This window comes from Nocardioides sp. Soil774, from assembly GCF_001428125.1.
GTDB lineage: Bacteria > Actinomycetota > Actinomycetes > Propionibacteriales > Nocardioidaceae > Nocardioides.
In genome coordinates this window covers 24,146-48,568 of sequence record NZ_LMSM01000010.1, presented here as the reverse complement: position 1 = coordinate 48,568, position 24,423 = coordinate 24,146, and the positions used below count along the sequence as shown (strand labels likewise).

The 24,423-nt window shown below is 72.5% G+C and carries 17 protein-coding genes; 7 read left to right on the top strand and 10 right to left on the bottom strand.

Annotated features, from left to right (window positions below; translation table 11 throughout):
- Positions 1-11: 11 nt before the first annotated feature.
- The 4 genes from ASG76_RS15725 to ASG76_RS15710 form a co-directional block, all read right to left on the bottom strand.
- Positions 12-677, bottom strand: a complete 666-nt coding sequence (locus ASG76_RS15725) for a response regulator (RefSeq protein ID WP_056605465.1) — start codon at positions 675-677, stop codon at positions 12-14.
- The gene (locus ASG76_RS15720) at positions 677-2,746 is read right to left on the bottom strand and encodes an ATP-binding protein (protein ID WP_056605462.1); all 2,070 of its coding nucleotides are present in this window, start codon (positions 2,744-2,746) and stop codon (positions 677-679) included. The genes ASG76_RS15725 and ASG76_RS15720 overlap by 1 nt, the downstream gene beginning before the upstream one ends.
- A 36-nt stretch (positions 2,747-2,782) precedes the next feature.
- Positions 2,783-3,568, bottom strand: a complete 786-nt coding sequence (locus ASG76_RS15715) for a hypothetical protein (protein ID WP_056605459.1) — start codon at positions 3,566-3,568, stop codon at positions 2,783-2,785.
- Positions 3,569-3,651: 83 nt separating this feature from the next.
- The gene (locus ASG76_RS15710) at positions 3,652-4,236 is read right to left on the bottom strand and encodes an NAD(P)-dependent oxidoreductase (protein WP_056605455.1); all 585 of its coding nucleotides are present in this window, start codon (positions 4,234-4,236) and stop codon (positions 3,652-3,654) included.
- Between the two features lie 85 nt (positions 4,237-4,321).
- Here ASG76_RS15710 and ASG76_RS15705 point away from each other — a divergent pair, with 85 nt between their 5' ends.
- Complete coding sequence (locus ASG76_RS15705) at positions 4,322-4,711, top strand: winged helix-turn-helix transcriptional regulator (RefSeq protein ID WP_056605452.1); 390 nt, start codon at positions 4,322-4,324, stop codon at positions 4,709-4,711.
- A 1-nt stretch (position 4,712) separates the two neighbouring features.
- Here ASG76_RS15705 and ASG76_RS15700 read toward each other — a convergent pair whose 3' ends face one another.
- The 5 genes from ASG76_RS15700 to rplM form a co-directional block, all read right to left on the bottom strand.
- Entirely contained in the window at positions 4,713-5,702 is a 990-nt protein-coding gene (locus ASG76_RS15700; protein ID WP_056605449.1) for a hypothetical protein, read from the bottom strand.
- Between the two features lie 93 nt (positions 5,703-5,795).
- The gene (gene glmM, locus ASG76_RS15695) at positions 5,796-7,142 is read right to left on the bottom strand and encodes a phosphoglucosamine mutase (RefSeq protein WP_056605446.1); all 1,347 of its coding nucleotides are present in this window, start codon (positions 7,140-7,142) and stop codon (positions 5,796-5,798) included.
- 52 nt (positions 7,143-7,194) lie between these two features.
- On the bottom strand, positions 7,195-9,450 hold the full coding sequence (locus ASG76_RS15690) for a PxKF domain-containing protein (protein ID WP_157559154.1): 2,256 nt from the start codon (positions 9,448-9,450) through the stop codon (positions 7,195-7,197).
- A 229-nt stretch (positions 9,451-9,679) separates the two neighbouring features.
- The gene (gene rpsI / locus ASG76_RS15685; protein WP_200948216.1) at positions 9,680-10,201 is read right to left on the bottom strand and encodes a 30S ribosomal protein S9; all 522 of its coding nucleotides are present in this window, start codon (positions 10,199-10,201) and stop codon (positions 9,680-9,682) included.
- Entirely contained in the window at positions 10,198-10,641 is a 444-nt protein-coding gene (rplM, locus tag ASG76_RS15680; protein ID WP_056605437.1) for a 50S ribosomal protein L13, read from the bottom strand. The genes rpsI and rplM overlap by 4 nt, the downstream gene beginning before the upstream one ends.
- A gap of 223 nt (positions 10,642-10,864) precedes the next feature.
- On the opposite strand from rplM, the gene ASG76_RS15675 reads away from it, so the two are divergent.
- Entirely contained in the window at positions 10,865-12,190 is a 1,326-nt protein-coding gene (locus tag ASG76_RS15675; protein ID WP_235529669.1) for an NAD(P)/FAD-dependent oxidoreductase, read from the top strand.
- Positions 12,191-12,306: 116 nt separating this feature from the next.
- Positions 12,307-13,611, top strand: a complete 1,305-nt coding sequence (locus ASG76_RS15670) for a citrate synthase (protein WP_056605430.1) — start codon at positions 12,307-12,309, stop codon at positions 13,609-13,611.
- A 61-nt stretch (positions 13,612-13,672) separates the two neighbouring features.
- On the opposite strand, the gene pulA is transcribed toward ASG76_RS15670, so the two are convergent.
- A complete protein-coding gene (pulA, locus tag ASG76_RS15665; protein ID WP_056605427.1) occupies positions 13,673-19,369 on the bottom strand; it encodes a pullulanase-type alpha-1,6-glucosidase in 5,697 nt (1,898 codons plus the stop codon).
- A gap of 232 nt (positions 19,370-19,601) precedes the next feature.
- On the opposite strand from pulA, the gene ASG76_RS15660 reads away from it, so the two are divergent.
- The 4 genes from ASG76_RS15660 (at position 19,602) to ASG76_RS15645 (ending at position 24,414) form a co-directional block, all read left to right on the top strand.
- Positions 19,602-20,840 carry a S1C family serine protease gene (locus tag ASG76_RS15660; protein WP_157559153.1) on the top strand — a complete coding sequence of 413 codons (1,239 nt, stop codon included), beginning with the start codon at positions 19,602-19,604 and terminating at the stop codon, positions 20,838-20,840.
- A 97-nt stretch (positions 20,841-20,937) separates the two neighbouring features.
- A complete protein-coding gene (locus ASG76_RS15655) occupies positions 20,938-22,089 on the top strand; it encodes an acyl-CoA dehydrogenase family protein (RefSeq protein ID WP_056605424.1) in 1,152 nt (383 codons plus the stop codon).
- 20 nt (positions 22,090-22,109) lie between these two features.
- Complete coding sequence (locus ASG76_RS15650) at positions 22,110-23,249, top strand: acyl-CoA dehydrogenase family protein (RefSeq protein ID WP_056605421.1); 1,140 nt, start codon at positions 22,110-22,112, stop codon at positions 23,247-23,249.
- Positions 23,250-23,262: 13 nt separating this feature from the next.
- Positions 23,263-24,414 (top strand): acyl-CoA dehydrogenase family protein, encoded by a 1,152-nt coding sequence (locus ASG76_RS15645; protein WP_056605419.1) that lies wholly within the window; start codon positions 23,263-23,265, stop codon positions 24,412-24,414.
- The last annotated feature ends 9 nt before the right edge of the window (positions 24,415-24,423 follow it).

Genomic DNA, 24,423 nt, shown 5'->3' with positions numbered 1-24,423 from the left:
CTGCGCACGGGTCAGGAACCGGGCTCCCGGCCGAGCCCGGCCCGCCGCGCGCGGGCGATCGCCTCCGCACGGTCGGCGACCCCCAGCTTGCCGAGGAGCAGCGAGACCTGGTTGCGCACGGTCTTGTCGGACAGGTGGAGCTCGCGCGCGATGCGGCGGTTGTCGAGCCCGCGGGCGACGAGGTCGAGCACCTCCCGCTCGCGGTCGCTGAGCTGGGGGAACAGCTCGCGGCCAGGCTGGGCGGCCAGGCCGTCGAAGAACGAACCCAGCCGCGCCGCCACCGCGGGGCTGAAGACCGCCCCGCCGCCGGCGACCGTCGTGACCGCCTGCACGAGGTCGGCGCGTCCTGACCCCTTGACGACGTAGCCGCGCGCACCGGCCCGCATCGCCGCCACGATGGCGTCGTCGTCGGCCGACATGGTGATCACGAGCACGCGGGTCGTCGGCGCGGCGGCGAGGATCGCCCGGGTGGCGTCGATGCCCGAGCCGTCGGGGAGGTTGAGGTCCATCAGGACGACGTCGGGCCTGAGCGTCGCGACGGCGTCGAGCGCCTGCGCCACGTCGTGGGCCTCTCCCACCACCTCGAGGCCCGGCGTGCCGGACAACGCGGCCCGGACTCCGTCGATGAAGAGCGGGTGGTCGTCGACGATGAGCACCGACGTGGACGGGTCGCCCATCACAGGTCTCCTACGGAGTGGGGAAGCACGGCAGTCACGGTGGTGCCGCGCTCGGAGGAGAGGGCCTGGAATGAGCCGCCCACCTCCTCGGCACGGCGCTGCATGGAGGCCAGGCCCAGGCCTGAGCTGGAGGTGTCGGTTCGCGCGTCGAGCCCGATCCCGTCGTCGGACACCTCGAGCGTGATGCCGTGGGCGTCACTCACGCGGAGCACGACGTGCCGGGCACCGGAGTGCCGGGCGGCGTTGGCGAGCGCCTCGCCCGCGATCCGGTGCAGCGCGACCTCGACGGCGGGATCCGCCCGGACGTGCGGGGCGACGTCGACACGGACCTCGAGCCCCGGCACCCAGATGCGATCGGCGAGCGCGGCGAGCGCCCGCGGCAGGCCGAGCTCGTCGATGCCCGCCGGACGTAGGCCGTCGGTGACGGCGCGGACCTCGGCGACGGCCCCCGCCACACCGGCGCCGGCCGACTCGAGCAACCGGGACACGTCCTGGTCGTTCGTGAGGTCGGACGCGGTCTCCACCTGCAGCCGCAGGCCGGCGAGGGTCGCGCCCAGCCCGTCGTGGAGCTCGCGGCGCAACCGGAGTCGCTCGTCCTCGCGGGCCGCGACCAGCGCCTCACGACTGCGTTGGAGCTGCCGGTGCAGCTGGAGCGCCGCGATCGCGGGCGAGACCTGGTCCGCGATGCCGCGGACCACCGCGTCGTCGCGCTCGTCGAGGGTCCGCTCACCCGTGCGGCGCCACACCTCGAGCCGTCCCACGACCTCGCCGCGGTGGCGCAGCTCGAAGCCGGAGGCGGCATCGGCTGGCCCCGGGTCTCCCGCCACGGCCACGACCGGGGTGCTCCCCTCCATCACCAGCCGCACCTGCGCGGCGGGGAGTCGCAGCGACTCCACGACGGTGTCGCACACGACCTGCGGCACGACCGCCACGTCGAGACCGGTGCGGGTCAGCCGCGCCGCGAGCTCGGCCGTCACCGCGAAGGGATCTGCGCGGTCCCCGTAGAACAGGCGGTCGACGCCGGAGGTGAGGCGGCGGCCGAGCGGCTGGAGCACCACACCGGTGAGTCCGGCGGCGAGGGCGGCACTGAGTGCTGAGCGGTGCTGCGGAAGTGCCTGCAGCACAGTGAAGAGCGTGAGGTATGCCCCTGCCAGGCAGACCGCCAGGCTGGCCGCCACCAGGGCACGCGCCACGGCGGTGTCGAGGTCGTACAGACCGTGCCGGGTGACGGCGACGCCGATCGCCACCGCGACGAGGCCTGCGGCGACCGCCTGCGCCACCACGTCGAGTGGCGTGGGCAGCACGCCCTGGGCGGCCGTGACCGCGGCCAGCACGGCGGCGGCGACCAGCAGCACCACGACCTGCCGGCGACGCAGCCCTCGCGCCCGCACCAGCCGCACCACGGGCGAGGCGAGGGCGAGGACCCCGGCCGGGAGCAGGACCACCGCGCCGACGACGGTGAGGAGGCGAGAGGCGGGCAGGTGGACGACGGGCTTGGGCAGTGGCACCTGGCCCGGGAACGTCTCGGGGTAGAGGCCGATCCCGACGGTCAGCGCCAGCGTCCCGATCACCGAGGCCGCGGCTGCCCACCGCCAGGCCCGGCCGGGGAGCAGGCCGTCGGGGTAGAGCAGCGGCACGAGCGTCAGCAGGGGGACGAAGCCCGGTACCCAGATGGCGCCCTGAACCTGCACGGCGACCTGCACGACGAGATCGTCTGCGTGCGCGCGCGAACCGCTGGCGAGGCAGACAGCGGTGGTCAGGGCTGCGACGCCGGAGCAGGCGCCCGCCACGAGCAGCACCCGGGCCAGTGCGCGGGCGCCGCGTCCGAGGTTCGACGCGGTCAGCATGACCACTGCCATCACCGGGAACGCGATGCCCACCGTCGCGTCGACCGGCACCTGGGCGGCGGGCACCAGGCCCCACGACCCCGAGGCCGACACGAGGAGCAGCGCCGCGAACGCACCCACGACCCCCAGGGCAGCGACCGCGAGGGAGGGAACCGAGCCGCGCAGCGGGCGATCGGGACGCGCCCCGAGGACGGTGTCTTCGGGGCGCGGCGCGGTCAGCACGTTGCGGAGTGTAGGTCGGGTCGGCACCGGGCCGGGTCAGTTCCGCGACAGCGAACGGCGCCCGGCCAGGTCGGCGAGTCCGGTCACCGCGCCGAGGACGAGCAGACCGCCGTGGACCGGGGCGCCCTCGCCCAGCGCGAGTCCGGCACCGCCGAGGACGACCAGCGCCAGGGCGACCCAGCGCACCGAGCGCCGGGCCGCGGGCAGCAGCGCGGCCAGCAGGCCCATGGCAGCGAGCGTGAGCGCGATCCACGCCTGGTCGAAGAAGTGCGGGTTGGAGGAGTGGAACCCGGTCGTCGCCGCGTCCTGCAACGCCAGCTGGTCGATGGCGTACGCCACCAGCAGGGCACTGCCGACCAGGGCGAGCGGGGCGAGCAGCGGGTCGATCCGCAGCGGCAGCCGCAGCCGGGGGCGCGCGGGCAGGGCCGCCCAGAGCAGGGCGCCGGTGACCGTGACCACCGCGACGAGGAACGGGGCGCCGCCGCCGGGGGCGAGCGTGGCTGCGACGACTCCGGTCCCGATGAGCACGAGGTGGTGCAGACCGGTAGCGGCAGCGGGCCGACGACCGCGCCAGCCGGCGCGGAGCATCAGCACGATGGGGACCAGCCAGAGGGCGAAGAGGATCTCCCCCTGCCCGGTGAGCTGGTGGTAGCGGTGCTCGGACAGCTCGCCGGTGAGGAGCATCCGGGTGATGTTGAGGGTGAACACGGTGGGCAGCGCGCAGTTGAGCAGACCGACGAGCACGAGGACGGCTCGGCGGCTGCGGCTCGGGACCGGGAGGGCGGTGGTGGCGGACGGCGTGTGGGTGTCGATGAGTGTCATGCCCAGGAGCGTGCTGCTCCCGTCGTCCCGGGCGCAGCGGACCGATGTCCCGACCCTGTCCCGGGATGACGGGAGCCGTGGGCTCAGGCGGTGGCGGCGGAGAAGCGCTGGCGCCGGTGCTGCGGCTGCTCGATCTCGTCGACGAGCACGACCGCGTAGTCCTCGGCGCTGATGAAGTCACCGGCGGGGGTGTCGAGCGAGGTGGCGTAGGAGCCGGTGCGCTCGCCGGGCGCGATGACCGGCGCCGGGCTGACGAAGGTCCAGTCGAGGGAGTCGGGCGCGGCGCGGAAGAGGTCGAGGGCGGCGGCGCCCGAGGTGGCCTCGGCCTTGTACTCCTCGGGGAAGTCGTCGGTGTCGAGCAGCCGGGTGCCGTCCGGGGTGAGCAGCGAGCCCGCGCCTCCGACGAAGAGCACGCGTGCGTCGCCGGCGTTCGCGATCAGGGTGGCGACGGCGTCGAGCCACTCCTGGTGGGGCGCACCGGTGCGGCTGGGGCCCGTCGCGGAGACGATGACGTCGTGCGAGGCGGCCGCGTCGCGCACGGCAGCGGGGTCGGCGAGGTCGCCGCCGGTGGAGCGGCTGAGCCCGGTCACCTCGTGGCCGCGGGCCGTGGCCTCGGCGGCGAAGCGGGTGCCGACCATGCCGGTGGCGCCGAACAGTGCGATCTTCATGGGAGGTCCTTCATGGGTCGATGGGGGGAACGACTGCCACGGTAACCATTGGTAACCAAGCACTTCAACGTGCTATAAGTACCTCGTGGTAACCATAGAGCCCCAGGCGACCCGCGGCGACGCGTTCGACCCCGAGTGCCCCACCCGCGTCGTGCTCGACCGCATCGGCGACAAGTGGACCGTCCTGGTGATCGCCTCGCTCGAGGGGGGGAGCCTGCGCTTCAGCGAGCTGCGCGCCCGCATCGGCGGCGTCGCGCCGAAGGTGCTCACCCAGACGCTGCGCGCGATGGAGCGCGACGGGCTGCTGACCCGCACCGTGCACGCCCAGGTCCCGCCGCGCGTGGACTACGAGCTCACCCCGCTCGGGGCCTCGCTCACCGGACCGATCGCCACCCTCACCGACTGGGCGGAGACGCACCTCGCCGTGATCCTCGCCTCCCGCGAGGACTACGACACCGCGTTCGACGCGCGCTGACTCACAGCTTCTTCTGCAGCTCCAGCAGCGTCTCGATCGTGCGATAGCCCAGCGCCTCGTTGACGGCGTTCATGTGCGTGTTGACCTCGGCGTTGGACGTGTCGACGCGCTCCAGCGTGGGGTACGCCGCCAGCACCAGGTCGTGCGTGGCGAGCTTGAGCGCCAGCCCGAGCCGGCGCCCGCGGTGGGCGGGGTCGACGATCGTGATGCCGACCTGCGCGTGCTCGTGGTCGGTGTCGTCGACGCGTACGTCGGAGACACCCGCCACCGCGCCGTCCGCGGCGATCGCGAGCGCGGTGTGCACGTGGCGGCCGGTGGCGACCTGTCGCTGCTCGGCGGCCCGGATGCGCTCGGGCGTCCACTCCGAGGTCGTCAGGTCGAGCTCGCCCAGCGGCACCTCCGACATGAGCATCCCGAGCAGCCGTCCGAAGGAGTCGAGGTGCTCCTCGGGGCACACGGTGTCGAAGGTGACGACCCGGTAGCCGTCGGCGCGCACCGCGGCCGCGAGCGCGTCGCGACGGGCGAGGTAGTCCCCCGTGGCCAGCTCCTTGATCGACTCCCGGCTGGCGACGTCGTAGCCCATCGCCCGCGCGAACGCCTCGGGCACGCCCGCGCCGCCCGGTGGGAGGTAGGCCTCGCTCTGCAGCGTCGTACGCCCGTCGCCGGCCGCCACGACCTCGAGCTCGTCGGCGAGGCGGCGACCGGTGCCCTCGCGGGTGCGGTCGGGCCGCACGAACGCGAACGCCATCGCGGCGTGCAGGTTCTCGCGCAGCGTGCGGGTCAGCAGGCCCGCGCCCACCATCTCGCGGCCGTCGATCGCGCCGAGCAGCGTGATGCCCCGCTCGGGGTTGTCGGCGGGCAGGGCCACGCGGCTCTGCTCCCACAGCGGCCACGGCTTCCCGGGGCGGTACGCCGTGGCCGCGTGCCCGACCTCCCACCACGCCCGCAGGGCCGCCTCGTTGCGCGGGTTGATCTGCTCGATGTCGACCACGGCGGCGACCCTAGTGCGGCAGGTCGTGGACCGTCATGGGGATTGCGGGTGCGGACCCGCAGTCCTCATGACACAGAGGGCGGGGCAGCGACCTCAGAGCGCGAGCTGCTGCTTCACCACGTCGGCGAGGCGCGAGGCGACGCCCTGCGCCTCGTCATGGGTGGGTGCCTCGACCATCACGCGCACGATCGGCTCGGTGCCCGAGGGGCGCAGCAGGATCCGGCCCCGCTCCCCCAGCGCGGCCTCCTCCTCGGCGACCGCCGCGGCGAGCACCGCGTCCTCGTCGGCGCGCGACTTGTCGACGCCGGAGACGTTGAGCAGCACCTGCGGCAGGCGCGTCATCACCGAGGCCAGGTCGGCCAGCGAGCGGCCGGTCGTGGCCATCCGCTCCATCACGTGGAGCGTGGTGAGGATGCCGTCGCCGGTGGTGGCGTGGTCACTGAGGATGACGTGGCCCGACTGCTCGCCGCCGAGGGAGTAGCCGGAGACCTTCATCGCCTCGAGGACGTAGCGGTCGCCCACCTTCGTCTGGCGTACGCCGACGTCGTTGGCGCGCAGCGCCTGCACGAAGCCCAGGTTGCTCATCACCGTCGCGACGACGGTGTCCTTGGCCAGGCGTCCCTGGTCGCGCAGCGAGAGCGCGAGGATGGCGAGGATCTGGTCGCCGTCGACGACGTTGCCCTCGTGGTCGACCGCCAGGCACCGGTCGGCGTCGCCGTCGAGCGCGAAGCCGGCATCGGCGCCGTGCTCGAGCACCGCGGCCTGCAGCGACTCCACGTGGGTCGAGCCGCAGCTGTCGTTGATGTTGAGCCCGTCGGGGTCGGCGTGGATCGCGACGACCGTCGCGCCGGCGTCCTCGAGCGCCCGCGGGCCGGCGGCGTGCGCGGCACCCTCGGCGCAGTCGAGCACGACCTTGAGCCCCACCAGCGGGTGGGTGATCGTGCCTTCGAGGTGGGCGGCGTACTCCTCGACGGCCGTGTCGTAGACCGTCACGCGGCCCACGTCGCCACCGGTGGGCCGCTCCCACGGCTCGCCCATGCGTCGCTCGATCGCGATCTCGATCGCGTCGTCGAGCTTGTGCCCGCCGCGGGCGAGGAACTTGATGCCGTTGTCGGGCATCGGGTTGTGCGAGGCCGACAGCATCACGCCGAGGTCGGCGCCGAGGCGCTCGGTCATGTAGGCCACGCCCGGGGTCGGCAGCACCCCCAGGAGCAGTACGTCGACGCCCGCGGACGCCAGGCCCGCGACGACCGCGGCCTCGAGGAACTGCCCGGAGATGCGCGTGTCACGCCCGACCACGGCGACGGGGCGGTGGCCCTCGAACTCGCCCCGGTCGGCCAGGACGTGCGCGGCGCAGACCGACAGGTCCAGGGCCAGCTCGGCGGTCAACGTGTCGTTGGCCAGGCCCCGGACGCCGTCCGTGCCGAAGAGTCGCGTCATGGCCCGGGAGCCTACGTGGCCCCCGGGCCATGACGCTTCCCCCATCCCCCGTCTACTTGAGCGCGAAGTCCGCCGAGGTCGACGACCCGTCGGCGGTCGTCAGGGTGACGCGGTAGCACGAGGCCTTGCCGCTCGACGGAGTCGCCCAGTTCTGCACCCACTGCGCGCCCGAGGCGTCGTAGCGGAGGCTGGTGCTGCCGGTGGTGCCGAACTCGTCGACCGCGGCAGCGAGGTCCGAGCCGTCACAGCCCACCTTCTTCGCCACGAAGGTCGCGCCGATCCCCGACGTCATCGCCGTGGTGCCCTTGAAGACGTTGAACTTCAGCGGCACGGTCGAGCCGGCCTTGACGGTGTTGACCACCGTCGCCCCCATCGTCACCGGCTTGTAGAAGCCGTCGGAGCGCCACGCGGCGACCGTGTAGCTCCGTGTGTCGGTGGCGACGTTGCCGGCCTTGTCGGTGGCAGTGGCGACCTGGGCGCCGGAACCGACGGCGGTGGGGCCGGCGGTGACGGCGCAGGGGCCGACCAGGCCCGACGTGGGATCGCTCGCCACGCAGGTGGCCGCCGCCGGCACGTCGCCGAAGTTGTAGGTCGCCTGGTGGACCGGGCCGCCCGTCAGCGTCAGCACCGGCGGCGTCGCGTCGCGCTTCACCGTGGTGCTCACGCTGTCGGTGTTGCCGGCATCGTCCGTGGCCGAGCAGGTGTACGTCGTCCCGGTGCTGTCCTCGCCCAGGGTGACCTTGTCGCAACCGGCGCTGCTCGTGACCCCGGAGGTCGGGTCCACGACGGCCCACGTGACGTCGACGTCGCCGGTGAACCACGCGGTTCCCTTGGTCCGGCCCGTTGCGGTCGGCGTGATGCTCGGTGCGGTGGCGTCAAGGTCGACGAGCGCCGAGGCCTGCGCCACGTTGCCTGCCGCGTCCGTCGCGGTGCAGGGGAAGGTGTGGCGCCCGTCGGCCGTGACCGTGCGGTCCGCGCACCCCACGACGGTTCCCAGCCCCGAGAAGCCGTCGGAGACCGTCCAGTCCAGCACCACCGGGCCCCGGTACCAGCCGTTGTCACCCTCGAGGCCGGCGCGCGTGAAGGAGACGTCGGGCGCAGAGGCGTCGCGCTTCAGGTCCACCGTCTCACTGGTGCCGTTGCCCGCGCGGTCGGTCGCCGTGCAGGTGTACGTCGTCCCCGCGCTGTCCTCGTCGAGCGTGGTGGCACCGCAACCGGTGGTGCTCGCGAGGTCCGAGGTCGCGTCCGAGACGGTCCAGGTGACCTCGACGTCGCTGGTGTACCAGCCGCCGCCGCCGAGCGTGCCGCCCACGTGGGAGACGACGAGCGGGTCGGTGGCGTCGCGCTTGACCGTGGCCGACGCCGTGGCGGTGTTGCCGGCGAGGTCCTTGACGGTGCAGCTGAACGTGCGTGAGGCAACGTCCTCGGTGAGGGTGGATGCGCCACAGACGGTGGCGAGGTCGACGCCCGAGGTGTCGTCGCCCGCCTTCCAGGAGACGGTGACGGCACCGGTGTACCACCCGTTCTGTCCCAGGTCACCGACGACGACCGGCTCGAGCGTGGGCGGGGTCGCGTCACGCTTCACGGTGACACTCACCGGGCCGGCAGTGCCGCCGGTGCTCGTGGCGGAGCACGAGGAGGTCAACGAGCCGTCGGTGGTCAACGCTGTGTCGGCGCAGCCCTGCGCGGTGAACGCGGACTCGGGGTCCGACACGGTCCAGTCGATCCCCACGTCGGTGCGGTACCACCCGTTGGCGCCGTCGGGCTGCGCAGGGGTGAGGACCTTGGTGATCACCGGCGCCGTGGTGTCGGCGGGGGTGCAGTCGACGACGTTCCAGCTGAAGGTCACCGATGCGTCGTTCGAGGTGGTCGTCACCGACGCGCCCTGTCCGCTCGCGGTGTAGGTGACGCCGACCGTCCGCACTCCTGTCGCGGCGTTGGCCGGGACCGTGAGCGAGACCGACGCGTCCCCGGCGTCGATGAGCGTGGCCGGGTTCAGCGTGGTCCAGTTGAACGGTGTCGTCACGGACGTGCTGCCCAGCGTCATGCCTGAAGGTTGGGAGGTCGGGGTGACCGTGACGTTGGCCGTATTGCCCCAGACCTGGCCGTTCGTGGCGCTGCCGGTGCGCTTCAACGCGAAGCCGACCGATCCGGTGGCCGTCGCGCCGCGGCAGACGTTGCCGAGCGAGGCGACACCACTGACGAGGGTGTCAGCCGCGACGGTGTCGGCGTGCGCGGCCGGCGCCAGGCCGGCGGCCACGAGGGCGGCGAAGGCGAGGCCGGCGGCCCCCCGGTGTAGAAGTGTCATGAAGATCCCCCTGGGTGCGTGGTGCACCCCCACGGCGCACGTTCGCGACGCTAGGCAGGAACCGAGAGGCGTGTGACCGGCTTCACACCACCTTGACGAGACCTGTGGTGATGCTGGCGGTTTGACGGTTGGACCTCACCCCCAGGGGTGGGCCCCGGGACGGCACAGGGCCCGCACCGCCTGACGGCAGTGCGGGCCCTGGGGGCAGGTCGCCATGCGACCCGGTGGATCAGCGCTTGCTGAACTGCGAGGCCTTGCGGGCCTTCTTGAGACCGGCCTTCTTGCGCTCCACGACGCGGGCGTCGCGGGTCAGCAGACCGGCCTTCTTCAGCGCCGGGCGGTTGGCCTCGACGTCGATGGCGTTGAGCGAGCGGGCCACGCCGAGGCGCAGGGCGCCGGCCTGGCCGGCGATGCCGCCGCCGTGGATGCGGGCGATCACGTCGAAGCGACCCTCGAGCTGCAGCTCGACGAACGGCTCGTTCGCGATCTGCTGGTGCAGCTTGTTGGGGAAGTAGCTGTCGAGCGTGCGGCCGTTGATGGTCCACTCGCCGGTGCCCGGGACGATGCGCACGCGGGCGACGGCCTCCTTGCGACGGCCGGTGGCCGCGCCGGGGGCGATGGTCGCCGGGCGGGCCGGGGTGTCCGCGGAGGCGTCGCTCTCGGACGTGTAGGCGACGCCCTCGGCGTCGGTCTCGAAGGTCTCCTCGACCTCGGTGGTGTTCTCAGTCATCTGTGAGTCCTCAGTCGTCACTGGGAGATCTGGGAGATCTCGAAGGGAGTGGCCTGCTGGGCCAGGTGCGGGTGGTCGGGGCCGGCGTAGACCTTGAGCTTCTTCAGCATCTGGCGACCGAGCTTGTTCTTCGGGAGCATGCCCCACACAGCCTTCTCGATGGCCTTGCGGGCGTCCTTCTCGAGGAGCTCACCGAACGGGGTGGCCGAGAGGCCGCCCGGGTAGCCGGAGTGGCGGTAGGCCATCTTGGTGGTCTTCTTGGTCCCCGACAGCGACACCTTGGAGGCGTTCACGATGATGACGAAGTCGCCCATGTCCATGTGAGGAGCAAAGGTCGGCTTGTGCTTGCCGCGGAGGAGGTTCGCGGTCTGGACGGCGAGGCGGCCCAGGACCACGTCGGTGGCGTCGATGACGAGCCACTCACGCTGGATGTCAGCGGGCTTGGGGCTGTACGTGCGCACGGCGGTATCCCGTTCTGGTTCGTTGGTCCCGGCCCTCGGACGAGGGCCGATCGTGGTGCAGCGGCTTCTGACGAACACGGCCCGGATCGCTCCCCCCTCAGGAAGGATGACGTCCGGATCTGCACCCGCACCCAGAAGGAGCGGACGCGGCAGGAGTCGCGACCAGCAAGGTTACGGCGCGCCGAGCGTGGGGGTCAAAACGGCGGGGCAGCACAATGACCGCGTGCGCAACGGTGGCGTCTCCTTCTGGTGGCAACAGGTCGGGCTGCCCGTCCCGACGGACCGGCTGGACGGCGACGCGCGCTGCGACGTGGCGATCGTCGGCGGCGGGCTCACGGGCCTCTGGACGGCCTTCTACCTGCACGAGGCCGACCCCACCCTCGACATCCGCGTCGTCGAGGCCGAGTTCGCGGGCTTCGGCGCCTCGGGGCGCAACGGCGGCTGGCTCTCGAGCGAGCTGGCCGGCAGCGCGACGACGTACGCCGCCGTGGCGGGCGAGGACGGCGTCGCGCGGCTGCGCGCGGCGCTGCGCGGCACCGTCGACGAGGTCATCGACGTCGCGGCGCGCGAGGGCGTCGAGGCCGACATCGTGCGCAGCGGCGTCCTCTACGTCGCGCGGTCGCGCGCGCAGGCCCAGCGCCTGGGTGGCGAGCTCGACGCGGAACAGGTGGCGCAGCGGATCCGGGTCGCCGGCGCGGTCTCGGGGCGGTTCGACCCCGACTGCGCACGGGTGCAGCCGGCCAGGCTGGTGTCGGGCGTGGCGCGGGTCGTGCGGGAGCGGGGCGTGCGCATCCACGAGGACACCCGGGCCGTACGCGTCGAGCCGGGGGTGGTCGTCACCGAGCGCGGCACGCTGCGCGCCCCGGTCGTGCTGCGCTGCCTGGAGGGCTTCACCGCCGGGCTGGCCGGCCACCGCCGCGACTGGCTGCCGATGAACTCCGCGATCGTGGTCACCGAGCCCCTCACGCCCGGCCAGTGGGACGCGATCGGCTGGGCCGGCGAGGAGCTTCTCGGCGACGAGGCGCACGCCTACTGCTACGCCCAGCGCACCGCCGACGGCCGCATCGCGCTGGGCGGGCGCGGCGTGCCCTACCGCTTCGGCTCGCGCACCGACATCCAGGGGCGCACGCAGGACTGGACGGTCGAGTCGCTGCGCTCGACGCTGACCACCCTCTTCCCGTCGCTGCGCGGCATCGCCCTCGACCACGCCTGGTGCGGCGTGCTCGGGGTGCCGCGCGACTGGAGCGCCAGCGTGGCGTACGACCCCGCGACCGGGCTGGGGCACGCCGGTGGCTACGTCGGGTCGGGGCTCACCGCGACCAACCTGGCCGGGCGCACCCTGCGCGACCTCGTGCTCGGCCACGACACCGACCTCACCCGGCTGCCGTGGACCGGCCACCGGGTGCGCCGCTGGGAGCCGGAGCCGCTGCGGTGGCTGGGCGTGCACGCCCTCTACCGCCTCTACCGCGCCGCCGACCGCCGCGAGGACGCCGGCCTGGCGCGCACGAGCCGCGTCGCGCGGGTGGCCGACCGGGTGGCCGGGCGCTGAGGTGGCGCAGCCCACAGGGGGCGGGACGGGCATGGACACCGGTTCGCGCTCGCGCGCGTACCGCGGCTAGGTTGGACGGACCCAAGACGTACAAAGACGTATGAACAGGAGCCCTCGTGACCGACGTAGCGGCCAAGGATTCACTGACTGTCACCGACAACAGGACCGGTCAGCAGTACGACATCGCGATCACCGACAACACGATCGCCGCCAAGGACCTCGGGCAGATCCGTCTCACCGACGACGAGCCCGGCCTGGCCACCTATGACCCCGGCTTCGTGAACACCGCCTCGTGCCGCTCGGCCGTGACGTTCATCGATGGCGACAAGGGCATCCTGGAGTACCGCGGCTACCCGATCGAGCAGCTGGCGGAGAAGTCCAACTTCCTCGAGGTGGCCTACCTCCTCATCCACGGCGAGCTGCCCACCAAGGAGCAGTACGACGCCTGGGTGCACGAGATCACCTACCACACGTTCGTGCACGAGAACGTGAAGTCGTTCATGCACGGCTTCCGCTACGACGCGCACCCGATGGGCATGCTGATGGCCTCCGTCGGCGCGCTGTCGACGTTCTACCCCGACGCCCGCAACATCAGCGACGCCGACAACCGCCACATGCAGATCGTGCGCATGATCGCGAAGATGCCGACCCTCGGCGCCTGGTCGTTCCGCCACGCGCAGGGCAAGCCGTTCGTCTACCCCGACAACGACCTCGGCTACACCGCCAACTTCCTCTCGATGCTGTTCAAGATGAGCGAGCAGAAGTTCGAGGCCGACCCGCGCCTGGTCAAGGCCCTCGACGTGCTGTTCATCCTGCACGCCGACCACGAGCAGAACTGCTCGACCAACGCGGTGCGCTCCGTCGGCTCCTCGCAGGTCGACCCCTACTCGGCCGTCGCGGCCGGTGTCGGCGCGCTCTACGGCCCGCTGCACGGCGGCGCCAACGAGGCGGTCCTGCGGATGCTCAAGCGCATCGGGTCGAAGGAGAACATCCCCGCCTTCATCGAGGGCGTGAAGAACGGCAACGAGCGCCTGATGGGCTTCGGCCACCGGGTCTACAAGAACTTCGACCCGCGCGCCACGATCATCAAGAAGGCCTGCGACGACGTCTTCGAGGTCACCGGGGTCAACCCGCTCCTCGAGATCGCCAAGGAGCTGGAGAAGATCGCGCTCGAGGACGAGTACTTCGTCAAGCGCAAGCTCTACCCCAACGTGGACTTCTACTCCGGCCTGATCTACGAGGCCTTCCAGTTCCCGCCGGAGATGTTCACCGTGCTCTTCGCCATCGGCCGTACGCCGGGCTGGCTGGCGCAGTGGGCCGAGCTGGTGCAGGACAAGGACCAGAAGATCGCGCGCCCCAAGCAGATCTACACCGGTGACCGCGAGCTCACCTTCGTCCCCGCCTCGGAGCGCTGGGCGTAGTCACGCACGCACGACGAACGCCCCCGGCCACAGCGGCCGGGGGCGTTCGTGCGTGCGGGGGTCAGCGCTGGAAGACCGCCGTCGTGCGTGCCGGCACCGTGACCGCGTCGGCGGCGACGGTGCTGCCCCTGACGACCGGGTCGGTGCCGGATGCCTGCACGTCGTGCAGCGTCCAGCCGGCTCCCGTGCCGGTGACGGTCTGCGCCTGCGGCGAGGCGTTGAAGACCACCAGCACGCCATCACGGTCGGGGTCGGCGTCGGCGCCGACGGTGTCGTCGACGAGCATCGCGATCACGCCGGGCTCGGCGTCGAGGAAGGACACCTTGGCCTGCACCTGCTCGAGGCTGCCGAGGCGGAACAGTCGCGACGACGTACGGATCCGCAGCAGGTCCTGGGCCCGCGCGTGGGCGGCGTCCATCGCCTCGGGGCCGGGGTCGAGCGCCGGGTCGGCCAGCAGCGGGCGCATGAAGCCCCACTTGGCCTCGTTGTCGGCGCGCAGCGGCAGGCCCGAGCCGAAGGTGTTGTCGCGGCGCTGCCAGTCGACCCGGTTGAACCAGTCGCCGGAGTCGTAGGAGTTGCGGTCCAGGCTCTTGGAGCGGAGCAGGTCGGTGCCGGCGTGCCAGAACACCACGCCCTGCGAGAGCGCGACCGTCGACAGCGAGAGCGTGTTCATCCGCACCCGGTCGGCCATCGACGTACCAGCGGGGAGCTTGAGCGCCAGCGAGTCGTAGAGCGTCTCGTTGTCGTGGGCGTCGACGTAGGTGACCGTCTCGGCCGGGTCCGCGGCATAACCGGCCGGCTGCCCGTTGTAGTCGACCTCCGAGCCCGCGACCTCCTCGCCGGTCTCGGAGGACCGGAAGCGGAAGTCGGCCAGGTTGCCGGCGAGCCCGAGCTTGACGAGGTCCTCGAGGTGGAGGAGGTCCTCGCGCTGCTCGTCGGCGGTGCCGTTGACGGCCGCGCCGTTGGGGTCGGTGAACAGCCCGGAGCCGAAGCCCTGCACGCGCGGGTCCTCGTCGAACGGCCCTCCCCCGCGCACGGCGTCACGCAGCCGGTCGCTGAAGGAGCCGATGCCCGAGCCCGCGAGGTTGCGCTGGGTGGCCTGGGTGAAGCGGGCGTCGTCGGCGACCTCGCCGAAGTTCCAGCCCTCGCCGTAGAGGTAGATCGCCTTGCCGTCGACGCCGTCCCGCTCGACCGTGAGGTCGTCGAGCGCGGCGCGCAGGTGGGTCATGTTCGCCAGCGAGTGGTGGCCCATGAGGTCGAAGCGGAAGCCGTTGACGTGGTAGTCCCGGGCCCAGGTGAGCACCGAGTCGATCATCAGCTTCTCCATCATCCGGTGCTCGGTGGCGGTGTTGGAGCAGCAGGTGGAGGTCTCCACGGCGCCCTTGGCGTCGAGGCGGTGGTAGTAGCCAGGGACGATCCGGTCGAGGACGGACTTCGGGTCCTGGCCGCTCGCGGCGGTGTGGTTGTAGACCACGTCCATCACGACCTGGAGGCCGGCGCCGTTGAGGCCCTGCACCATCCGGCGGAACTCGACGGTGCGGCGGGGGCCCTCCGGGTCAGTGCTGTAGGAGCCCTCCGGCGTCGTGTAGTGCAGCGGGTCGTAGCCCCAGTTGAATCCGTCGGTCGGGCGCACCGCCTCGACGCACTCCTGCTGCCGCTCGGAGTCGCGCGGCAGCGAGGCCAGGTCGCAGGAGGGCACGGCCTGCTCGCCGCGACGCTCCTCGATCGTGGCGATGTCGAAGACGGGCAGCAGGTGCACGGTGTTGAGGCCGGCGTCGGCGAGCCGGCGCAGGTGACGCATGCCGGCGGTGTCGTCGTGGGTGAAGGCGAGGTAGGTGCCGCGCTCGGCGGCGGGCACGGTCTCGTCGCCGATGGAGAAGTCGCGCACGTGCAGCTCGTAGACGTTGCGGTCCTCCGGCTGTGCGATGACCGGCGCCTTCGTGCGCGCCCACCCGGCCGGGGCCAGCGCCGGGTCGGCGAGGTCGACGAGCACGGACTCCTGCGAGTTGGTGGTCAGCGCCAGCGAGTAGGGGTCGGTCACCCGGTTGGTGACCACCGCCTGCACGGACGGCGACCACACCTTCACCTCGAAGGTGTAGCGCGCGCCCTTCCACGACGCGGGGCCCGAGACCGTCCAGGTGCCGTCACGCCGGCGCTCCATGGGCACCCGACGTCCGGCCACCACGGCCGCCACGTCCTGCGCGGTCGGCGCCCACAGCGCGAGGGTGGGCCGGCGCCCCGACCACGTGGGCCCGAGGTCGGCGTCGGCGGCGTCGGCGTACACGTCGTCGAGCACGCCGGGCACCTGCACGCCGGTGGCGTCGTGCAGCGCGCCGCCCTGGTCGTACGACGCCACCGCCAGCTGGCCGGTGAGCATCTCCGGCACCTGCTTGAGCGCGCTGCGGTCGAGGCGGAACGCCTCGTAGCCGGCCAGGTGCGGGAAGTCCGCGAGGACGTCGGCGGGCAGGCCGGCCGGGTCGTAGGTCAGCGGCACGCTCGAGCCGCCGGTGACGGCCTCGGCGTCGACCGCGAGGTCGCCGGCGCCCGACCAGTGCAGCCGGTAGCGGCGCGACGCGGGGTCCGACACGTCCCAGGCGAGGAGGTCGCGGCGCAGCCACTGGGCGCGCGCCTTGCCCAGGTCGGGGGTCGACCCGGCGGAGCGGGTCGAGACCTGCAGCCGGTGCGTGGCCACGTCATAGCTGAACACCACCTGGACTCCTCCCGAGCCGACGTCGAAACCGATGTTGGCGCCGTCACGCACCCCGTCGGCACCGTAGTTCTCCGCCCACGACAGGCCGTGGGCGACCTTGGTCTCGTAGCTGCCGGCGGGCAGGGTCGCGGCGAGCGTGTAGGTGCCGTCGCCGTCGAGGTCCTTGAGCCAGCCGCGCATGCAGGCCGGGTCCCAGTCGCCGGGGCAGCCGAGCTCGGACTGCATGCTGCCGGCCAGGGTCAGGATGGGGCCGTTGGCGTCGCTGGTGACCCAGTGCGAGGCGTGGTCGTAGTAGAAGCTCACCGCGCGCGTCGCGTCGACCCGCACCGGGATGTCGGCGCCGCCGGGGACACCGCCGGCGCCGTAGTTCTCCGTCCAGGCGCCGTCGATGGCGGCCTTGTAGGCGTAGTCACCGGCCGGCAGCGTGACCGTCCGCTTCCACACCAGGTCGGCGGGGTCGAGCGACATCTGCGCCTCGGCGCAGTCGGGCTGCCAGTCGCCCGGGCAGCCCATCTCCGAGTTCAGGCTGCCCGGCACCGACACCGCACCGGGCTGGGTGACGGGGCCGCCCTCACCGCCGCCGTCGGGCGTCGGCTCGGCCTCGGGGTCGCCGACCGTGGCCCACGACGAGGCGACCGACAGGTTGCCGCTGCTGTCGCGCAGGACCGCGCGGTACTCCAGCAGCGAGCCCTTCGGCATCGCGGTGACGTCGTGGAAGACGCGGTAGGGAGCGTTGTCGTCGGTGCCGAGCGCGGTCCAGCCGTCGGCGCCGGCGGGACGCCACGCGACCGTGACCTCGTTGAAGCCGCCATCGGGGACACCGACGGTGATCGGCGCCCGGCCGCCGACGACGCCGCCGGCCGACGGCTTCTCGAGGTGGATCGCCGGCGCGGCCTCGCGCTCGGGCAGGGTGCCCGCGGCGCGCCACACCACCGCCGACAGCGGCGGCACCGTGATCGACGTACGCCCCTCGGCGTCGGTGCGCAGCGACTGCTTCGTGGCCGGCCAGACCTGCTTGAAGGTGCCGCGCCGCATCTCGGTGCCGATGGTCACCGTCTTGGCGGTGGTGGCGTTGTTGAGCGCGACGACGAACTCACGCTTCTCGTCGGCGTCGATGCGGCTGAAGGCGTAGACGCCCGCGCCGTTGGAGGCGTAGCGGTGCAGCTGTGCGCCGTCGGCGAGCGCGGGATAGGTCCGGCGCAGCCGCGCCAGGTCGCGGATCGTGGTGTAGAGCGGGTGGCTGGTGTCGTAGTTGTCGACCACCGTCGTGGCGTCGGTGCCGATGAGGTCGTTGTCGTTGTAGGAGTCGACACGGCTGGCGAACATGTCCTCGCGGGCGTCCTTGTCGCCGCCGTCGCCGACGAAGCCCTGCTCGTCGCCGTAGTAGACGACCGGCTGGCCGCGGGTGAGGAACATCAGCGAGTGGGCCAGGCGGTCGCGCTGGAGCACGTCGCCGCTGTCCTTGAGGAACGTGCCGATCCGGCCCATGTCGTGGTTGCCCAGGAAGGTCGGCGAGGCGTACGCGTTGGAGTCGGTGTCGGTGTAGAGGTCGTCGGCGGCGTAGAAGTCGCGCAGCCGCGTCGTGGCAGCGCCCTTGGCGAAGCCGGTGCCGACGTCCTGGAAGCCGAAGTCGAGGGTGGCGTCGAGCCGGCCGGTGGTGCTGAAGCGCGAGAGCTGGGCCGGGTCGGCGTCGTAGACCTCGCCGAAGGCGAAGAAGTCGTCGTTGCCGATCGCTGCGGCGTGGTCGCGGATCGCGGGGGCGAACTGCTGCCAGAACTCCATGTTGACGTGCTTGGCGGTGTCGATGCGGAAGCCGTCGATGCCGAGGTCGACCCACGCCTCGTAGACGTCGGTCATCCCGTCGACGACGTCGGGCTGCTCGGTGAACAGGTCGTCGAGGCCGACGAAGTCGCCGTACGTCGACGACTCGCCGGCGAAGGTCGAGTCACCGCGGTTGTGGTAGTTCGTCGGGTCGTTGAGCCAGGCCGGCGCCTTCACCGTGCGGTCGGCCTCGGAGCGGAACACGGGCGTGTAGGGGAACGACGTCTCTGCGTCGAGCTCGGGGAAGTCGTCGCCGCCGGCGTAGTCGCGGTCGTCGAAGGGGTTGCCGGCCGCGTCGCGGTAGGGCTCGGCGTCCTTGCCGACGTAGCCGTAGCGCTGCTCGGAGTAGTCGATGACGTCGGCCGTGTGGTTGGTGATGATGTCGAAGAAGACCTTGATGCCGCGCTGGTGCGCCTGGTCGATGAAGGCCTCGAGCTCGGCGTTGGTGCCGAAGTGCGGGTCGATGCGGGTGAAGTCGGTGACCCAGTAGCCGTGGTAGCCCGCGCTCGCCTGGTCACCGGTGCCCTGCACCGGCCGGTTCTTGAAGCTCGGGGTGAGCCAGATCGCGGTCGTGCCGAGGCCGGAGATGTAGTCGAGCCGGTCCGACAGCCCCGCGATGTCGCCGCCGTGGAAGAAGCCCTTGTCGGTCGGGTCGAGCCCGGTGCTCATCCGGTCGCCGGACAGACCGCCCGCGTCGTTGGTCGGGTCGCCGTTGGCGAACCGGTCGGCCATCACGAAGTAGAAGTTCTCCCGGGTCAGCGGGCTGCGCAGCGAGGTGCCGGCGAGCTGCCGGTCGGCGTCGGTGGGGGTGGCCGAGGGTCGCTCGGCGGGCGCGAACGCGATGCGGTGGCTGGCGTCGTCGTAGGTGAACTGCAGGCGGGCGGTGTGCTCGAGCACGAGCGGGAGGTTGGCCCCTCCCGCCTCGCCGCCGGCGCCGTAGTTCTCCTCCCACGACCCGTTGATCGCGACCTTGAGCTCGTAGGACCCGGCCGGGACGTCGGCGGTGAGCGCCCAGGTGCCGTCGTCGGTCAGCGAGAGCCCCGACGCGGCGCAGCCGGGCGCCCAGTCCTGCTCGCAGCCGAGCTCGTCCTGCAGGCTGCCCACGAGGGTGACGGTCGTGGGCGGCTCGGCGCGGTGGTCGGCCTGCGCGGGGGCGGGCAGCGCCACCAGCGAGGCGAGCACGGTGGCGAGGCCCGCCAGGGCAGCAGGGACGGAGGATCGACGCACAGGGACTCCCGAGAGGTGGTGGCCGCCCCGGGCGGCCGAGCAGCGTGGCGGCCGTCACACTAGGCGGAACCTGGCAGGTCTTGCAACGCCTGCAAGATCTTTCATCGGCGCCCCGCGTGCGGAGGCCCCGATCTTGCAGCCGCGTCGGCGCTGCCTCGCGGCGCCACGAGGTTTCTGGACTTCCCAGCACGTTCTCAGCGCATCCACAGGGTCGCGACGCATCGTCGAAGACATGAGCGACGGACCCTTCCACCAGCACCAGCCCGCAGGGCCGGACCCCCGGCCCGAGTCCCCCTTCCAGCAGCCGCACCAGTGGTCGAGCGGACCGGGGGGACCGGGTGGGCCGGGTGGGCCGCTCGCCCCCCAGCCCGAGCCCCGGCGCCGGCGCTCGGGCCTGGCCGCCGCGGTCGTCGCGACCTCCCTCCTCGTGGGCGGCGGCGCCGGCCTCGGCGGCGCGGCGGTGTGGGACGCCACCCACGACGAGCCGGTGAGCGCGGCGGGTGCCGCCGCGACCACGACCTCGACCGTGTCGAGCCGGACGCAGGCGCCGGCCGCCGACGGGTCGGTGGAGTCGGTGGCGCAGAAGGTGCTGCCCAGCGTGGTCAAGATCGACGTCAGCGGCCAGCAGGGCGAGGCGTCGGGCTCCGGCATCATCCTGACCTCCGACGGCACCATCCTCACCAACAACCACGTCGTGGAGATGGCCCAGGGCGGGGGCTCGCTGAAGGTGTCCTTCGACGACGGCAGCAGCGCGGACGCCGAGATCCTCGGCACCGACCCGCTCACCGACACCGCCGTCATCAAGGCCACCGACGTCTCCGGCCTCACCGCCGCCACCATCGGCAAGTCGGCCAACCTCGGCGTGGGCGAGGGGGTCGTGGCGATCGGCTCCCCCTTCGGCCTCGACGCCACCGTCACCAGCGGCATCGTCAGCGCCCTCGACCGCCCGGTCAACGTCGGCTCCGACGACCAGGGCAACTCCACGACCTACCCCGCCATCCAGACCGACGCCGCGATCAACCCCGGCAACTCCGGTGGCCCGCTCGCCGACATGACGGGCGCCGTGGTGGGCATCAACTCCTCCATCCGCACCGCCGCGTCGCAGTCGCCGTACGGCTCGTCGGGTCAGTCGGGCTCCATCGGCCTCGGCTTCGCGATCCCGATCGACGAGGTGATGCCGATCGTCGACCAGATGGCCAAGGGCGAGACGCCTACGCACGCACGCCTCGGCATCCGGATCACCGACGACGCCGCGGGCGCCAAGATCGCCGAGGTCACCGCCGGCTCCACGGCCGCCGAGGCCGGCGACGTGATCACCTCCGTCGACGACCACCGGATCACGGGCGCGGACTCGCTCGTCGCGACGATCCGCTCCTACCGCCCGGGCGACCAGGTCACCGTCACTTGGAACCGGGACGGCAAGACGCAGGACGCCACCGTGACCCTCGACAGCGACGCCACCGCGAGCTGACGCCTCGCCTCGTCAGGCCGGCCGCGCCATGATGGTGCGGCCGGCCTCGTCGTACGTCGGACCGGTCATCGGACAAGCCCCGGAACAAGGGAGTCGCATGCAGCTCGAGCTCAGCCCCGCCGACGCGGAGTTCCGCACCCGGATGCGGGACTTCTTCACCACGAAGGTGCCGCAGGAGATCCGCGACGCCGTGCTCGAGGGTCGTCACCTGACCCGCGACCAGATCGTGGAGAGCCAGCGCGCCCTCAACGCCGAGGGGCTCGCGGTGCCGCACTGGCCCACCGAGTGGGGCGGCCAGGACTGGACCGACCTCCAGCGCCACCTGTGGCACGAGGAGATGCAGCGCGCCGGGGTGCCGATCCCCCTGGCCTTCAACGCCTCGATGATCGGGCCGGTGCTCGCGCAGTTCGGCAGCCAGGAGCAGAAGGAGCGCTTCCTGCCGGCGACAGCCAACCTCGACATCTGGTGGTCGCAGGGCTTCTCCGAGCCCGACGCCGGCTCCGACCTGGCCAGCCTGCGCACCACCGCGGTGCGCGACGGCGACGACTGGGTCGTCAACGGGCAGAAGACCTGGACCACGCTGGGCCAGCACGGCGACTGGATCTTCACCCTCGTGCGCACCGACCCGGAGGTGAAGAAGCAGGCCGGCATCTCGATGCTGCTCATCGACATGACCAGCCCCGGCGTCGAGGTGCGACCGATCGAGCTCATCGACGGCGGCCACGAGGTCAACGAGGTCTGGTTCTCCGACGTGCGCGTGCCGGGCGACCTGCTGGTCGGCGAGCCCGGCCAGGGCTGGACGATCGCGAAGTTCCTGCTCGGCAACGAGCGCGTCGGCGTCGCCCCGGTGGGCGCCACCAAGCGGGCGCTGGCCACCCTGAAGAAGACGGCCGCCGCCCAGATGGACGACCCGCTCGTGCGCGCCCGCGTGGCCGAGCTGGAGAACGAGCTGCTGGCCCTCGAGCTCACCGCCCTGCGCGTGGTGGCCCACTCCGCCGGCGGGGAGCCGCACCCCGCCTCGTCGGTCCTCAAGCTCAAGGGCACCGAGCTGCAGCAGGCCGTGAGCGAGCTCGCGCTCGACCTCGCGGGGCCCGCGTCGCTCGCCGCGCGTGCCGACGACGACTCGCCGCAGGAGGGCTGGGCCCGCCGCTCCGCCCCGACCTACCTCAACCTCCGCAAGGCCTCGATCTACGGCGGGTCCAACGAGATCCAGCGCCAGATCATCAGCCGCACGATCCTGGGACTCTGAGGGGCCCGGAGAGGACTGACATGGACTTCACCTACGACGACGAGCAGCAGGCGCTGCGCGAGTCCGTGCGCGGCCTGCTCGCGACGGCGTACGCCGACCACGACGCGCGGCGCCGCGCGGTGGCCGAGGACCCCGGCTTCGACCGCACCCTGTGGGGCCGGCTGGCCGAGATGGGCGTGCTGGGCCTGCCCTTCAGCGAGGACCACGGCGGTGTCGGCGCCGGCCCGGTCGAGATCGGCATCGTGTGCCGCGAGCTCGGCCGCGTGCTCGCGCCGGAGCCCTACCTCGCGAGCGTGGTCCACGCCGGCGGCCTGGTCGCGGCGGTCGGCACGCCGGAGCAGAAGGCCGACCTGCTGGGTCGCCTGAGCGCCGGCGAGATCGTGCTCGCCGCGGCCGACACGTCACCGGGTGGTCGCTGGGCCGCGCAGGCGGACGGCGTACGGGCGAGCGAGTCGGGCGACGGGTGGACGCTGTCGGGCGTGGCCGACCCCGTCGTCGGCGGCGCCTTCGCCGACCACCTCGTCGTGACCGCCGCGCTGCCGGACGGCGGCACCGGCGCCTTCGTGGTCGACGCCTCCGCCGCGACGGTCACCGGCTACGCCGCGGCCGACCTGACCCGCGCGGCGAGCGTGCGCTTCGACGACAGCGCCGCGACGCCGCTGGGCCAGCCGGGACGCGACCTGACCGCGAGCATCGCCACCATCAGCGACCTGACCCGGATCCTGGGCGCCAACCAGGCGCTGGGCGTGATGGAGAGCCAGGTCCGCGCCACCACCGACTACCTCAAGACCCGCAAGCAGTTCGGGGTCACGCTCAACACCTTCCAGGCCCTCACCTTCCGCGCCGCGGACATGTACGTCTCGCTCGAGCTGGCCACCAGCGTCGTCGACTGGGCGACCATGACGATCGCGGGCGGCGACCGCGACGCGGTGGCCGACGCCGCCGACCGCGTCGGCCTGCAGGTGAGCCGGGCCGGGCGCCACATCGGGCAGGAGGCCATCCAGCTCCACGGCGGCATCGGCATGACCGCGGAGTACGCCGTCGGCGTCGGCACCGCGCACCTCGAGGTGCTCGACCAGTGGCTGGGCAACGGTCCCCACCACCTCCGGCGGCTCTCCGAACGGGTCACCGACCACGACCTCGTGGAAGCACTGTCGTGAAGGGGCTGGGCTGATGGACCTCTCACTCTCCGAGGAGCAGCAGGCCTTCCGCGACCTCGCACGCGACTTCCTCGAGCGCGAGGCGGTGCCGCACCGGATGCGGTGGGACCACGACGAGTCGGTCGACCTCGCGATCGTGCCGAAGATGGCCGAGCTCGGCTTCTTCGGCCTCACCATCCCGGAGGAGTACGGCGGCGTCGGCGGCGACTACATGACTTACTCCCTCGCGATGGAGGAGCTCGGCCGCGCCGACTCCGCACTGCGCGGCATCGTGTCGGTGAGCAGCGGCCTGGTCGGCAAGTCGATCCTGTTCCACGGCAGCGAGGAGCAGAAGCAGGAGTGGCTCCCCCAGCTCGCGGCCGCGACGAAGCTCGGCTGCTTCGGCCTCACCGAGCCCGGCACCGGCTCGGACGCCGGCAACCTCACCTCGCGTGCCACCCGCGACGGCTCGGACTGGGTGATCGACGGCCAGAAGCTCTTCATCACCAACGGCACCTGGGCCGACGTGGCGCTGGTCTTCGCCCGCACCAGCGACGACGGCCCGCGCGGCGTGACGGCGTTCCTCGTGCCGACCGACTCCCCGGGTTTCACCGCACGCACGATCACCGGCAAGCTCGGGCTGCGCGGCCAGGCCACGGCCGAGCTGTTCCTCGACGGCGTACGGGTGCCGGACGCGGCGCGCCTCGGCGAGGTCGGACAGGGCTTCAAGATCGCGATGGGCACGCTCGACAAGGGCCGCCTCGCCGTCGCGTCGGGGTGCGTCGGCATCGTGCAGGGCTGCCTGGAGGCCTCGGTGGCCTACGCCACCCAGCGCACGCAGTTCGGGAAGCCGATCGGCTCCTTCCAGCTCGTGCAGGACCTCATCGCCGACATCTCCCTCGACGCCGATGCGGCGCGGCTGCTCGCCTGGCGGTGCGCCGACCTCATCGACCGCGGTGAGCCCTACGGCGTGGCCGCGTCCAAGGCCAAGCTCTATGCCTCCGAGGCCGCGGTGCGGGCCGCCAACAACGCCGTGCAGGTGCACGGCGGGGCCGGCTACGTCGACGACTTCCCGGTCGCGAAGTACCTCCGCGACGCCCGCGTGATGACGCTCTACGAGGGCACCTCGCAGATCCAGAAGCTCATCATCGGGCGGGCCGAGACGGGGATCAGCGCCTTCGGCTGACCGGCGCCG